General features: G+C 37.6%; 14 protein-coding genes. 5 read left to right on the top strand and 9 right to left on the bottom strand.

Annotated features, from left to right (window positions below; all coding sequences use genetic code 11):
* The first annotated feature begins 143 nt into the window (after window positions 1-143).
* Window positions 144-764, top strand: a complete 621-nt coding sequence (locus RM549_RS07125; RefSeq protein WP_311683199.1) for a MarC family protein — start codon at window positions 144-146, stop codon at window positions 762-764.
* A gap of 56 nt (window positions 765-820) precedes the next feature.
* On the opposite strand, the gene RM549_RS07120 is transcribed toward RM549_RS07125, so the two are convergent.
* Complete coding sequence (locus RM549_RS07120) at window positions 821-1,216, bottom strand: hypothetical protein (RefSeq protein WP_311683197.1); 396 nt, start codon at window positions 1,214-1,216, stop codon at window positions 821-823.
* Window positions 1,217-1,346: 130 nt separating this feature from the next.
* Between RM549_RS07120 and RM549_RS07115 the strand changes: the two genes are divergently transcribed.
* On the top strand, window positions 1,347-1,790 hold the full coding sequence (locus RM549_RS07115; protein ID WP_311683194.1) for an Lrp/AsnC family transcriptional regulator: 444 nt from the start codon (window positions 1,347-1,349) through the stop codon (window positions 1,788-1,790).
* A 39-nt stretch (window positions 1,791-1,829) separates the two neighbouring features.
* Here RM549_RS07115 and RM549_RS07110 read toward each other — a convergent pair whose 3' ends face one another.
* Window positions 1,830-2,738 (bottom strand): class I SAM-dependent methyltransferase, encoded by a 909-nt coding sequence (locus RM549_RS07110; RefSeq protein ID WP_311683192.1) that lies wholly within the window; start codon window positions 2,736-2,738, stop codon window positions 1,830-1,832.
* A 202-nt stretch (window positions 2,739-2,940) separates the two neighbouring features.
* On the opposite strand from RM549_RS07110, the gene RM549_RS07105 reads away from it, so the two are divergent.
* Window positions 2,941-3,144 (top strand): DUF1328 domain-containing protein, encoded by a 204-nt coding sequence (locus RM549_RS07105; protein WP_311683191.1) that lies wholly within the window; start codon window positions 2,941-2,943, stop codon window positions 3,142-3,144.
* A gap of 83 nt (window positions 3,145-3,227) precedes the next feature.
* Entirely contained in the window at window positions 3,228-4,655 is a 1,428-nt protein-coding gene (locus RM549_RS07100; RefSeq protein ID WP_311683189.1) for a hypothetical protein, read from the top strand.
* Here RM549_RS07100 and RM549_RS07095 read toward each other — a convergent pair.
* From RM549_RS07095 to RM549_RS07065, 7 genes are all read right to left on the bottom strand, one after another.
* Window positions 4,652-5,860, bottom strand: a complete 1,209-nt coding sequence (locus RM549_RS07095) for an MDR family MFS transporter (RefSeq protein ID WP_311683187.1) — start codon at window positions 5,858-5,860, stop codon at window positions 4,652-4,654. The two genes, RM549_RS07100 and RM549_RS07095, sit on opposite strands and share 4 nt — an antisense overlap.
* A gap of 479 nt (window positions 5,861-6,339) precedes the next feature.
* Entirely contained in the window at window positions 6,340-7,467 is a 1,128-nt protein-coding gene (locus RM549_RS07090) for a porin (RefSeq protein ID WP_311683185.1), read from the bottom strand.
* A 146-nt stretch (window positions 7,468-7,613) separates the two neighbouring features.
* Entirely contained in the window at window positions 7,614-8,840 is a 1,227-nt protein-coding gene (locus RM549_RS07085) for an ammonium transporter (protein WP_311683183.1), read from the bottom strand.
* Between the two features lie 29 nt (window positions 8,841-8,869).
* Window positions 8,870-9,208, bottom strand: a complete 339-nt coding sequence (locus RM549_RS07080; protein WP_311683181.1) for a P-II family nitrogen regulator — start codon at window positions 9,206-9,208, stop codon at window positions 8,870-8,872.
* A 399-nt stretch (window positions 9,209-9,607) separates the two neighbouring features.
* Window positions 9,608-9,982 (bottom strand): fluoride efflux transporter CrcB, encoded by a 375-nt coding sequence (gene crcB, locus RM549_RS07075; RefSeq protein WP_311683179.1) that lies wholly within the window; start codon window positions 9,980-9,982, stop codon window positions 9,608-9,610.
* A gap of 19 nt (window positions 9,983-10,001) precedes the next feature.
* Entirely contained in the window at window positions 10,002-11,033 is a 1,032-nt protein-coding gene (locus RM549_RS07070; RefSeq protein ID WP_311683177.1) for an SRPBCC family protein, read from the bottom strand.
* Window positions 11,034-11,123: 90 nt separating this feature from the next.
* The gene (locus tag RM549_RS07065; RefSeq protein WP_311683175.1) at window positions 11,124-11,348 is read right to left on the bottom strand and encodes a hypothetical protein; all 225 of its coding nucleotides are present in this window, start codon (window positions 11,346-11,348) and stop codon (window positions 11,124-11,126) included.
* An 89-nt stretch (window positions 11,349-11,437) separates the two neighbouring features.
* Between RM549_RS07065 and RM549_RS07060 the strand changes: the two genes are divergently transcribed.
* The gene (locus RM549_RS07060; RefSeq protein ID WP_311683173.1) at window positions 11,438-11,824 is read left to right on the top strand and encodes a pyrophosphohydrolase domain-containing protein; all 387 of its coding nucleotides are present in this window, start codon (window positions 11,438-11,440) and stop codon (window positions 11,822-11,824) included.
* Window positions 11,825-11,834 lie beyond the last annotated feature (10 nt).

Raw genomic sequence — 11,834 nt, 5'->3', positions numbered from 1 at the left:
ATTTGGCTCATTAAATAGTGTTTTCAATTTCGAAACTTTTATAAATTTTAGTTGGTTATTGCTTTGAAATTCAAACATTCAAAGTACTTTTGCGGGCTTTAAAATTTGATCACTTTAGATCCTATTGAAAAGGAAAAACAACTATGGAAAATATCTGGTTATATGCCATTGGAGCCTTTACCGCATTTTTTGCGATTAATAATCCTGTGGGCAATATTCCTATTTTTTTAAGTCTCACCAAGCAGGCCGATGGTGCAAGGAAGAAATTTATTTCTAAAAAAGCCACCTTTACTGCCTTTGTAATAGTAACCGGATTTATTGTACTGGGGAAATATATTTTCGATCTTTTTGGATTGACGATTCCTGCTTTTAAAATAACCGGGGGTATCCTGGTTTTCTTTGTGGGTTTTGAAATGATTAGAGCACAGCAATCGAGTATAGATAACCAGACAGAAATCGATTTTAATGAAGGTATTTCTATTTCGCCATTAGCTATTCCTATTTTGGCCGGTCCTGGAACTATAGTCACTGCGATGAACTATACCACCACAGCAAGTTACCTGGACATGCTTGTAATTGTGCTGATGTTCGGATTAATCATGTTTCTTAACCATCTTGCTTTTATTTCCAGTGATTACCTGGTTAGATTCATAGGTCAGAATAAGATAGTAGTAGTCGAAAAGATTATGGGGCTAATAATCGCCATAATTGGAACGAATATGCTTATTCAGGGCATTCATTTAGCTTTTTTTGAACAGGTGTAAATAACCTTTTAGCTTTCTATAAGGCGATATTTGCCCTTTTGAAGGGGCTTTATAAATCACATTCTTAACATCCACGTACGCTGAAGTTTCCGGAACTTCTTTAATTCAATTCTTAATAGTTTAAGAAATTCTCTTCCGTTACTATTGGAAAGCTCCAGCCGGTCACAGTTTTTATGTAAGAGATTTACCAAACGGGTAAGAGAAGCCACATGCTGGTGTCTTTCTTCAGAAAAAGTTTTGCTTTCAGCCTTTAAAATTTCAGGGGCGAGTGAAACCGATTGCTGTACAAGGTCTCCTGTAAAATATATATGCGGATTTTCCTTTCCATTTCTCTGCAGGTTACCCAAATCGTGCACAAGGTAGTGGGAGATACTTTTCGAAAGACGGAAAATCTCCACAGCTTTTTTGTAAATAGCTGTTTCAGTGGTCTTGCTGGAATTGTGTAATGACATTTTTATAGCAGGATTTTTAAAATCTTTTATTCAAATTTAACTACAAGAATCTTATTCTGTACATCGATTTTAAAGTAAAGAGCTGAATATGCTTTAATTTTTATATTTTTAAGTCTCTAAATTTTTAAAAATGAAAATCGATAAGCTCAATTGGGAGATCATAAAATGCCTTCAGCTCAACGCTCGTCAGTCTAATGCAGAAATAGGAAGAAAGGTCGGAATAACTTCTCCCGCTGTGGCAGAAAGAATCAGGAAAATGGAAGATCAGGGTTTAATAAAAGGATATAGAACTGAAATCGCCTATAACCAGGCAGGCCATCAACTAAAGGCAATTATTACCTTAAGGGCTTTTATGGGAAGACTTAAAGCTTTCCTGGAAAAGGTAAAGGAATTTGAGGAGGTTCTTAACTGCTACAGGATTACCGGAAACGAAAATATTATTATGGAAGTAGTGCTTCATGATCAGGCACATCTGGAGAAATTTATAGATAAAATGATCACCTATGGGGAGACAAAAACCCACATCGTATTGTCTAATGTAATTGAAGATGCTCCTATTAAGAAGCCGAAATGAAGGAGCTGTTGAAAATGCCAGCCCTCTTGTTTAAGAAGATTACTTCCTGGCGCTCACAAGGTACATGAGTGAACCTCCTGCCGCATGGTATTGTTCACGCTGTAAAGCCCCCATTATATGACTGTCCCTTGAATTATATTTTTCCTGATATTCAAAGTAGAACGGCATGTATTGTTCCCCTGCGGCACTAAAAAAATCGATATCTTTTTGAGTATTTGATTTCCACGAGCCTCCCTCCAGCCATTGCTTTAATGTTGCTACCTGCTCTTCATTATCATAAGGGGGATACATGGCAATTGCTTTATCTGATAGCCTTACCTCAATATTTTTTAAATCTTCCATAGCGAACATGCCAGGCAGAAGATCACCCAGGGAGTTATCGCCCTGTCCCATTTTGCGTTTCCCTTTCTCAATAATCAGGCGGTATTTAATCTGGTCCAGCGTTTCTTCTATAGAATCATGTTTAGAAAGGGAAGTTTTAGTAAGGCTCTGGATAATATTATTAGGTTCGACGCATAAGAGGATGCCATTGTCCTTTAAAACCCGTTTCATTTCTTTTATAGCCTTTTGTGGCTCCGGAAGATGTATAAGTACCGTCTGACAGGTGACAAAATCAAAGCTGTTATCTGGAAATGGCAATTTTTGAGCATCTGCCATCATCAGGCTGAAATTTTGCGCTCTTCCGGAGAAATAATGTTCGAGTTCTAAATTTTCAACATACCACTTTTTATCATTGTCTACGGCAGTGATTTCCGCATTTTGGCTCAGGTAGGGCGCCAATGTTCTGGTCCAGTGTCCTTTTCCGCAGCCAACATCCAGCATTGAGTTAACACTTTTGAGGTTTAATCTTTCTGCAGTTAGATCCAGGAACGGTTTATTCCACCAAAAATCTCTGTAATCTCCAAAAAATTCTTCCGAATGTCCTTTATGTAAATTTTTTTTGCTCAAATTTTTTTCTCAATTCTTTAACACGAAGATAGTAATTTTGGTTTCGCCTTTACGACGAATGTTAGGAATTGAGAAATGAGCATTGAATTAAAATATTAAGAACTTCACTATAAACAGAGGTTTCGCGTTAATTTAGTGGTAATTATAATTTCTTTCAGATTAATTACTCATTTAAGACTTACCTTTATAAAAAAATTAAACTATGGACAAGAGACTAATAATATTTCTAGCGTTAACTATAATAACAGGACTAATTGGATTTTCAGGAATGACTTTTGATGGTATAGCCGCCATAAGGGTAATGTTCCTAATATTTGCCGATATCCTGTTAATTACAGTTTTGGCCAGATTCTTTTTTTCGTCAGATCAACAGCAGGTTAGATTGCAACGGATTAAGAATAATTAGGATTAGGAAATATGCTAGCATTAATAAAAGCTTTTACCTGAGGGTAAAGGCTTTTTTTTATATTTACTAACGATCACTTGATTATGAAAAAGCAAAATTACTGTGTATTCCTACTATTAATTTTTGTTTTCTCTTTCGCAGGAGCGCAGGAACTGCGCCTGATTAAAGGAAGGGTGACAGATTCTATTCCTGTTCAGGATAGTCTTGGGGGATCTTATGCGCTATATGTCCCTCAATCTTTTGAAGCTGAAAAAGCCAATCCCATTATTTTTGTCTTTGATCCTGAAGGCAGGGGCAGGCTGGCGGCGCAACTTTTTCGGGGAGTTGCTGAAGAGCATTCTTATGTAATTGCGTCTTCTAATGTGAATATGGAACAGGACTCACTTCAGGAAAATGTGACGCAGGCGTTAAGGATGATTGGTAGTGTGGTTAAAACTATCCCGATAGAAACAGATGAAATTTTTGCTGCGGGACTTAATGAAGGAGCTCAGGTAGCTTCGGCTCTTCCACTAATATATAGTGATATTGATGGTGTTCTCGCAATAGGAAATGCGGTATTAAATCCTGACTTTGTTGTTGAGAAAAACACGTTTATGTTTAGTGCTATAGTTAGTGAGCTGGATTATCAGAAATTCCAGATGGAAAGTTATGTTGATTTTTTTGAAGATCGGGGTTTTCCCGCTGAGCTAAATTATTATTCTGACAGTCCTGAGAAATGGCCGGATACCCAGGTAATCAATAGCGCAGTTGCCGGCTTTGTGTTAAATGCTATGGAAAGAGGAAGTCGTGACCGTGATGCTGCAGTTGTGGAGTCGCTTTTCCAGAATGGACTTGAGCATGCCGAAAGTTTAAGACGAAAAAGAGAATATTATCCTGCATATGTGAAACTGGAACAAATGGAGGAGAAGTATCAGGATTATAATTTTGATGATATCCTGAAAGAAAGGAAGAGGGATCTGCGCAGGACCAGAGCTTTTAAGAAGCAAAGAAGAGAGTCCAGGCGGGTGAAGGCAAGGGAAGAAATTAAACAGCAGGATTATATTTATTTTCTCGAAAATGATCTTGCCATTGCCAACTTCGAAAATATTGGTTGGTGGGCTTATCAGCTGGATGAATTAAAAGAACTACAGGAAAAAGGAAGTGGCGTAGAGCAGAAAATGGCGCATAGACTTGAAGGATTTCTGAAAAGTTATTCCAAGGTAAAGTATGATGATATCCAGCGCAGTAATGCTCATTTGGATGTGAGGATTTTTGCAAGTTTACTTAGGACTGTCCTGGATAAGGAAAATCCTGAACCGTATTTAAATATAGTAAAACTTGCCGGACAGGATGGCGATTATGAAACGGCCCTGCTTTACCTGGAAGATTTACTGAAATTAGGTTTTGACGATATGGAGGCACTCTATAATATTCCCGGAATTTTGGATTTAAAACTGAGTCCGGAATATAACGAGCTTATCCAGCAGTATCTGGGGGAATCTAAATATTACCAGGCAGAGTTGTTGGATTAAAATGTTTCCTTTTTAAGTTTAAATTTCAGCCAGACCAGCAACAGGCAAGAAATTAGAGCAAGACCTATCATCACGTTCCAGGTAAAGCTATAGCCGAATTTCCCAATCAACTGCATTCCGGAATTGTGGCCAAAAATGTGGCTTATAGAGAATGCGATGCTGTAGAGCGCCATGTAGGATCCTTGCTTACCCTTATCTGCACGTTGCAAAGCAAAGCTATTAGAAAAAGGAAAAGCGATCATTTCCCCAATCGTCAATAGAAACATTCCTATAACAAGAACTCCCAGCCAGTTGCTTAAATTTATGGCGAGAAAACTTATTCCGGCCAAGACGATACCAATGATAACGTAATTGGTTGCAGAGTTTTTCTTTATTTCCAGAAACTTTATGAGCGGCATTTCAAAAAGGAAAATTATCAATCCGTTAAAACCGAGTAACACCCCAATTTCAAATTCTGAAAGTTGATGGATTTCAGCATAGAAGAGAGGAACAGTCGAGAAATACTGTAGAAAAATAAAACCAAACAGGATCATAGCTGAAATAAAAATAAGATAGGGTTTGTCTTTTAGTACAGATTGTGGCTTCAGGTTTATCTCCTTTGCATTTTCCAGCGCCCGTTTGGGATTAAGTAATTTTAATAACAGGATTCCTGCAGCAAGACACGTGATTCCGTCTACCCAAAAAAGTCCGCTATAACCTATTCCGGTAATTATTAATCCGCCAATTGCAGGTCCTGCAGAAAAACCGAGGTTAATAGCCAGCCGGATAAGCGTGACAGACCGTGTCCTGTTTTCAGGTTTGCTGTAGGCGCTAATGGCCACAAAAACTGCCGGTCGAAACATATCTGCCACCATCATTACCAGGAAAATCCCGGTGCATATTCCCCAGAAGGATTCGGGAAACTGAAGCAGCACAAAGAGAAGGGATGATAGGATTAGACTTGCAGCCATGGTCTTATAATGGCCAATTTCGTCGGTTAATTTTCCTCCCAACCAGGATCCTGTTACAGAACCCAAACCAAAAAAGGTCAGGATCCAGCCCACATCTTCCAGGGAAAATCCGCGGCTTTTGGTGAGGTAAAGTGATAGAAATGGAATTACCATGGTTCCTGCACGGTTAATTAATGTTATCAAGGCCAGAAGCCAGACCTCTTTTCTTAAACCAGTGAAAGAACCCGTGTAGGAGCGATATAATTGATGAAGCATAAGATGAAATAAAGCTCTAAATTATATCAAATTATGTTAGCTTCTTATTTTTATAATTCTGAAAAATTTTTTTCTGTTTTTTATAAAATCTTATAGTTTTTTCTATTTCTGAAATGTAATCTGCGGAATTTGCAGTTAAAAGAATAGGAATTTCAGTAGTTCACTAATGTTTGGGAGAATTTCCGAAAGAATTACTTCAGAAGTGAATTTTATTTGAAAAGATGAGGCACGAAAAATGGCAATTTTCGATCCTAAGTATAAAAAGTACTTTGTTAGAACTTTTTCCGGGAAGATGTTAATTTCAGAAAGATGAAATTATGCCATTTAATATAAAAAAAATCACCAACTCCGGCGGACGGTTATTAATAAGGATTGCCGGAGGGGTGATTTCGTAAAAAAGTTTAATTTGGAAAGAAAAATTATCTCTGTTTCTATATATTCTCTTGGAATCAGGGATCTTCCTTCAATTAGTTTTTAAATTAGAAGGCATAGATTGCTGCAATAAGGAATGATGAGAGATTATCATCTATATTATTAAGATTTCTATTAACAAACATATCTTCAGACAGGCTATCTAATCTAAATTCGGGCTTAACAATCAGGCTTCCTACTGTGTAGCTTCCTGTAAGGGTGAAATCTAAAGCCCTTACCCCAGAACCATAAACTATAGCTTCATCAAAGTCATTTTCCAACTCTTTAAAATATTCTGCTCTTAAACCTATTGCAAAACTGTCGGAAGCCTGAAATTGCGGATAAATTGCTGCTCCGTAAAATCCTGTTCCGTCGGTATCTGCATACGTGGTATTGAATCCAAGATAGAATGCGTCTGTTAAATCCCAACCTGTGGTTAAATCAATTTGAAAAGTTGCTTCATCAGAAACCGGGGACTGTTCGCCATACAGCAGGTTTAAGAATGCACTACCAGAAGTATTAGAATAACCTAACTGTCCTCCAAAAGAATATTTTCCGTAAGGATTAAATTCGGTAAAATCTGTTGGGTTCATAACAGCCAGCATCCCTGTCCAGTTATCATCAAAATTAAAATCGGCTCTTAAACCTGTGTGGGAAAAAGGTCCGTAAGAGAACATATAAGAAGTAGAATAGTTAAAGTTTGCAGCGGGAGAGATTACCTCGTATCCAAGGAAGGTATTCCAGTTACCTAAAGTAAGGGTTAAGGCGTCGTTTACATTGTAATACACGTATAATTGGTTTACTATATTACTTGAGCCAACAGAATTAAAAACCGCTTCCTCACCACGAGGGCCAAAAACAAGATCTGCAACAAAACCCACTTTACTACCTTCGTAGCCCAGGATCACATTTGCCATGCCTAGGGCAAAACCTGGAGTGTTGGCAAAAGAAGATGCAGGAGCTTGAGGGAAAGCAATAGGATCCCCATCTGCATCGTACTCTACTTTATTTACGCCGTTAAAATTTGTCCTGAAGTAAGCGTCGACACTACCACTTAAAGTCCAGTTGGATGTTTCTTCCTCTACCTCTTCAATTTCCGTATCTAATTCTTCCTGTGCATAGGTATAGGAACTTGAGAAAACCACTGCTACTAAAAGCAGAAATTTTGTTAAATTTGAAGTTTTAATTACTTTCATAATAAGATTGTTTAATTTTTTTTGATTTGATTTAGCTTCCAGGCTCGATTGATCATGTTTAGGCAATCGAAAAATATGTAGAGTAATTTTTAGCGGAGCGTTCTGCAAAACGCTCCGTTTTCTTTTCTCTATATTGATAATTACATTTAGTGTTGTCTTAGTCCAAAGTCGGCATAAGCATCCATGCCGTGCTCATGTATATCCAGTCCTTCTGTTTCTTCAACTTTAGAAACCCTTATTCCTATGGTAACTTTCAGGATATAAAAAATAATGAAGGCACCAACTATACAAATGGCAGCATAGCATCCTACTCCAATAAGCTGCGTAATAAACTGATCGAAGCTGGCGAGATTTCCGAAGATTCCCACGGCTAGTGTTCCCCATATTCCGCAGATTAAATGTACAGCTACTGCTCCCACAGGATCATCCAATCTTATCTTGTCTATTAATGCTACTCCCAGTACAATAATAACCCCGGCGATGGCGCCGATTAAAACCGCATCTGTGGGGGACATTTGATCTGCTCCTGCAGTAATTCCTACCAGACCACCAAGGATTCCGTTAAGGAACATTGTAATATCATAGTTTTTGTAAAGCATTGTTGAGAAGATAAAGGAAGCGACACCACCGGCTGCAGCAGCCAGGCAAGTTGTAACCAGGGTCAAAGAAGTAAGCTCCGGATCTGCAGATAAAACTGAACCTCCGTTAAATCCAAACCATCCTAACCATAGGATTAATACTCCTGCAGTAGCAAAAGGCATACTGTGTCCTGGAAAAGCTCCAATTTTACCATCTTTAAATTTTCCAATTCTTGCGCCAAGTAACCATATAGCTACTAAAGCAGCCCACCCTCCTACGGAGTGTACCAGTGTGGAACCTGCAAAATCATAAAAACCCATTTCGTCCAGGAATCCACCTCCCCATTTCCATGAACCTGCAATAGGGTATACCAATCCAACATATATAATAACAAAGATCATAAAAGCACTAAGTTTCATTCTTTCTGCAACAGCACCAGATACAATAGTGGCAGCAGTTGCGGCAAACATTCCCTGGAAAAGGAAATCGGTCCAATACGTATAACCTTCACTGTACGCCAGGTCCAGTGAACCGTCTACAAGAGGACTGCTAAGACCAAAACCTGCAAAACCAATATAGCCGTTAAATTCCCCAGGGTACATAAGATTAAATCCTAAGAGGCAATAGAGAAGCAAGCCCATTGTGATGATAAATAAATTTTTAAATAAGATGTTGATTGTATTCTTTTGCCTGGTAAGACCAATTTCGAGAAATGCGAATCCCAGGTGCATAAAAAATACCAGTCCTGTACAGATCATCATCCATACGTTGTTAACTGTTAGTAATCCTTCCATAATTCTTTGGCTTAAATAGAGTTAGTGATTTATTTAAGAGATTCTTCTCCTTTTTCTTTAGTTCTTATGCGGTAAGCTTCATCTATAGGAGAGACGAAAATTTTACCATCCCCTACCTGGCCTGTATAAGAAGTTTTACATATTGCATCTACTGTTTTTTGCACAAAGGAGTCCCCTACTACAATAGAAAGATATCTTCTTTGGATATCTGCTGTGCTGTAGCTTACACCTCGGTATACGTGGCCCTCTTTTTCGTTGCCAACCCCGGTAACATCCCAGTAGCTAAAAAAGGTGACTCCAATATCGTGGAGTGCCACCTTAGTTTCATCGAACTTTGATTTACGAATAATTGCTTCGATTTTTTTCATAATTTCTAATTAAAACTTTTGATAAAGTTATAAAATTATCATAAACCCCGTTAAAAAATAGGGTGTTGTGCTTAACTTTTATTGTATTAAGAAATTATACCCCTTAAATTTTAGGGGTATATATTTTAAAAGTGCAATTATGCGGAATATTTACCTAATTATAGAAAATCTTAGGTAAGTGTGGACAGAAAAATTAGAGAAATAGCATCTAATATTCTAAAAAAGGACTGCTGAAGTATTATTTGAGGCAGAAAAGTGGAATTTTTTCTATATAGCCCTATCATTAATAGGTATCTACTAAATTGAATGCTTAATTATATGTTTATACCCCTCAAAATTTTGGAGGGTATGGAGTTTGTTAAACAGTGGTGTGTGAAATTTTGCCTGTAGCGGCAAAAATTAAGTAATTCTGGAAAGAACAAGCCCCAGAAAGACAGCTATAATTCCAAGAAGTAGGCTGCCAAGGGTATATAAAAAGAAATTGTAATAGTCACCAGATCTAAGGAAAACCTGATTTTCATAAGCAAAAGTAGAGAAAGTGGTGAATCCGCCGCAAAAGCCTACGGCAAAAAATAAAGTTAAGTCAGACGATAAGTTCACATACCTGAGACCAAGGCCAAAGAGAAAGCCCAAAAGAAGGCTTCCCAAAGTGTTAACGGTTAAAGTTCCGTAGGGAATAGAAGTAATTACGGGATTATTTAATAGTTTGCTTAACTGGTAACGAAATACACTACCCAGGCCACCGCCTATAAAAACCAGAAAAGCACTTTTCATAGAGATTTTTAATTATTATCTATTCTACTGGAATATAAATAATCGTTACCCAATTAGCAGGATTTTGGGTCTGTTTCGGCCCTGCGTTATAAACTTCAAAAGGATTTGAAGCTTCGAGTGGTACCAGATTATTTTCCTGAATATAAGCATGAGCTCTGTCCCAGGCTTCAGGCAGGTTGTTGTAATTTCCATTTAATGTAGTTTTTACTACCTTTTGATTAGGCATAAAACCTGTCAGGACCGCACTTTCTTCTGGGGTAATTACTTCACTAGGGGTAAAGTAACCTGCAGAGAAAATGGCGGTGGTATTATTATCGTTCCATTCATTATAAAGGACAAAAGGATTTCCGATTTTCTCAATATTGTTCTTTTCCATGTAAGAGCTTATATCGGTTATCATGATAGTCATACGTTCATTTACCTGGCTGATTTTGCTCGCGGTTGTGCTATACATATAATATCCTCCTCCATGTTGTGTTACTCCGTCAACATTTATAGAATACTCGGCCATCTTTTCACTGGTGATTCTTTCAAGGTTTTCCAGTCCCTGTTTTAATTTAGGTCTCATGATATCTTTAAAATCCCCGTTCTGAAACGTAAAGCCGACTTTTTCCATGAAACTATGCTTTCCCTGTATGCCCCAGGTGATTTGAGTTCCATTTTCGGTCTCTTCAAAATTCCAGTACATTTCACTGGTAGATTCTCCAAATGGTATGGTATAAACGAGTTTCTGGTTAATGGAAGAAAAAGGTCGTGTTTCTACAGTAGTGATTTCTCCATTGCCAATTTCGTCACTTTTCCAGGAAAGAGAGGCGTCTTTGCCACTACTCTCGTCACTGTAATTTAAAATTGGATTATTAGCGCTTCGCAGCCACGGAGACCAATCTTCCCAGTTTCGGAATTCGTTAACTTCATTAAAAATCATTTCCTGCGGTGCTGCAACTATCCTTGTTTCTTCCAGTTGATAATTGCCTTCTTTTGTGGCAATATATATAGAGGAACCTATAATAAGGATAAGAATTAGAAACAGTAGGTATTTAATAATTTTCATTTTATTCCGTTTAATTAAATGCTAAGATAAATAAAATCCTTTGTTGTGTCGAAATTCGTGAAGCTGAAGAACTGGAAGGGTTTAAAGGAGTTAATGCGTTAGTAGGATATAGTTTAGAAAGGGAATATCACCATTTAGAAATAATTTGATTAGAAAAAGTAAACCGATAAAGGCGATAAAACCAATAAGCACATAAATGCTTCCTTTATAATACTTCCTATGCAGCGCAATATCTTTGCGATAACTGTAAATTATCAGGGCAACAAAGGCTACCACAAAAAAGCCTGCAAAAATGAGCTGTCCGGTACTAAACATTTTTGTATATTTTCAGGCAAAGTTAAGCTTTTAATGGCTATTTAAGCTCAAAAGCCGGAGTAGTCACCTGCAAATTGAAATATTATCTTATGAAAAAAAGAATAGCGGCTGTAAAAGAATTTCATACTGCATTTGGACTTGGGATTAATGAAAAGCCCGTTGCAGATCTTGGAGAAGCTAAAAACAGATTACGTTTTGAACTTATGAAGGAGGAGAACGAAGAATACCTGGAAGCTGCCAATAATAATAATTTAACCGAAGTTGCAGATGCCCTGGGCGATATGCTCTACATTCTCTGCGGAACAATAATAGAACATGGGATGCAGCATAAAATTGAAGAGGTTTTTGATGCTATCCAGCTAAGCAATATGAGCAAGTTGGGTGCAGATGGAAAACCAGTTTATCGTGAAGATGGAAAAGTGCTGAAGGGCCCCGGTTACTTTAAACCAGATATAGAGAAAATTTTAAAAAAATAAGTATGCTGAA

The organism is Autumnicola patrickiae, assembly GCF_031846525.1.
Classification (GTDB): Bacteria; Bacteroidota; Bacteroidia; order Flavobacteriales; family Flavobacteriaceae; genus Autumnicola; species Autumnicola patrickiae.
Note: the sequence above shows the minus strand (reverse complement) of the source record. Positions and strands in the feature narration are given on the sequence as shown.

What these genes read in the sequence shown, in the direction of transcription:
- RM549_RS07125 (WP_311683199.1), top strand. Translation starts at nt 144, where the DNA reads ATGGAAAATATCTGGTTATATGCCATTGGAGCCTTTACCGCATTTTTT.
- RM549_RS07120 (WP_311683197.1), bottom strand. Translation starts at nt 1,216, where the DNA reads ATGTCATTACACAATTCCAGCAAGACCACTGAAACAGCTATTTACAAA.
- RM549_RS07115 (WP_311683194.1), top strand. Translation starts at nt 1,347, where the DNA reads ATGAAAATCGATAAGCTCAATTGGGAGATCATAAAATGCCTTCAGCTC.
- RM549_RS07105 (WP_311683191.1), top strand. Translation starts at nt 2,941, where the DNA reads ATGGACAAGAGACTAATAATATTTCTAGCGTTAACTATAATAACAGGA.
- RM549_RS07100 (WP_311683189.1), top strand. Translation starts at nt 3,228, where the DNA reads ATGAAAAAGCAAAATTACTGTGTATTCCTACTATTAATTTTTGTTTTC.
- RM549_RS07095 (WP_311683187.1), bottom strand. Translation starts at nt 5,860, where the DNA reads ATGCTTCATCAATTATATCGCTCCTACACGGGTTCTTTCACTGGTTTA.
- RM549_RS07090 (WP_311683185.1), bottom strand. Translation starts at nt 7,467, where the DNA reads ATGAAAGTAATTAAAACTTCAAATTTAACAAAATTTCTGCTTTTAGTA.
- RM549_RS07085 (WP_311683183.1), bottom strand. Translation starts at nt 8,840, where the DNA reads ATGGAAGGATTACTAACAGTTAACAACGTATGGATGATGATCTGTACA.
- RM549_RS07080 (WP_311683181.1), bottom strand. Translation starts at nt 9,208, where the DNA reads ATGAAAAAAATCGAAGCAATTATTCGTAAATCAAAGTTCGATGAAACT.
- crcB (WP_311683179.1), bottom strand. Translation starts at nt 9,982, where the DNA reads ATGAAAAGTGCTTTTCTGGTTTTTATAGGCGGTGGCCTGGGTAGTGTA.
- RM549_RS07070 (WP_311683177.1), bottom strand. Translation starts at nt 11,033, where the DNA reads ATGAAAATTATTAAATACCTACTGTTTCTAATTCTTATCCTTATTATA.
- RM549_RS07065 (WP_311683175.1), bottom strand. Translation starts at nt 11,348, where the DNA reads ATGTTTAGTACCGGACAGCTCATTTTTGCAGGCTTTTTTGTGGTAGCC.
- RM549_RS07060 (WP_311683173.1), top strand. Translation starts at nt 11,438, where the DNA reads ATGAAAAAAAGAATAGCGGCTGTAAAAGAATTTCATACTGCATTTGGA.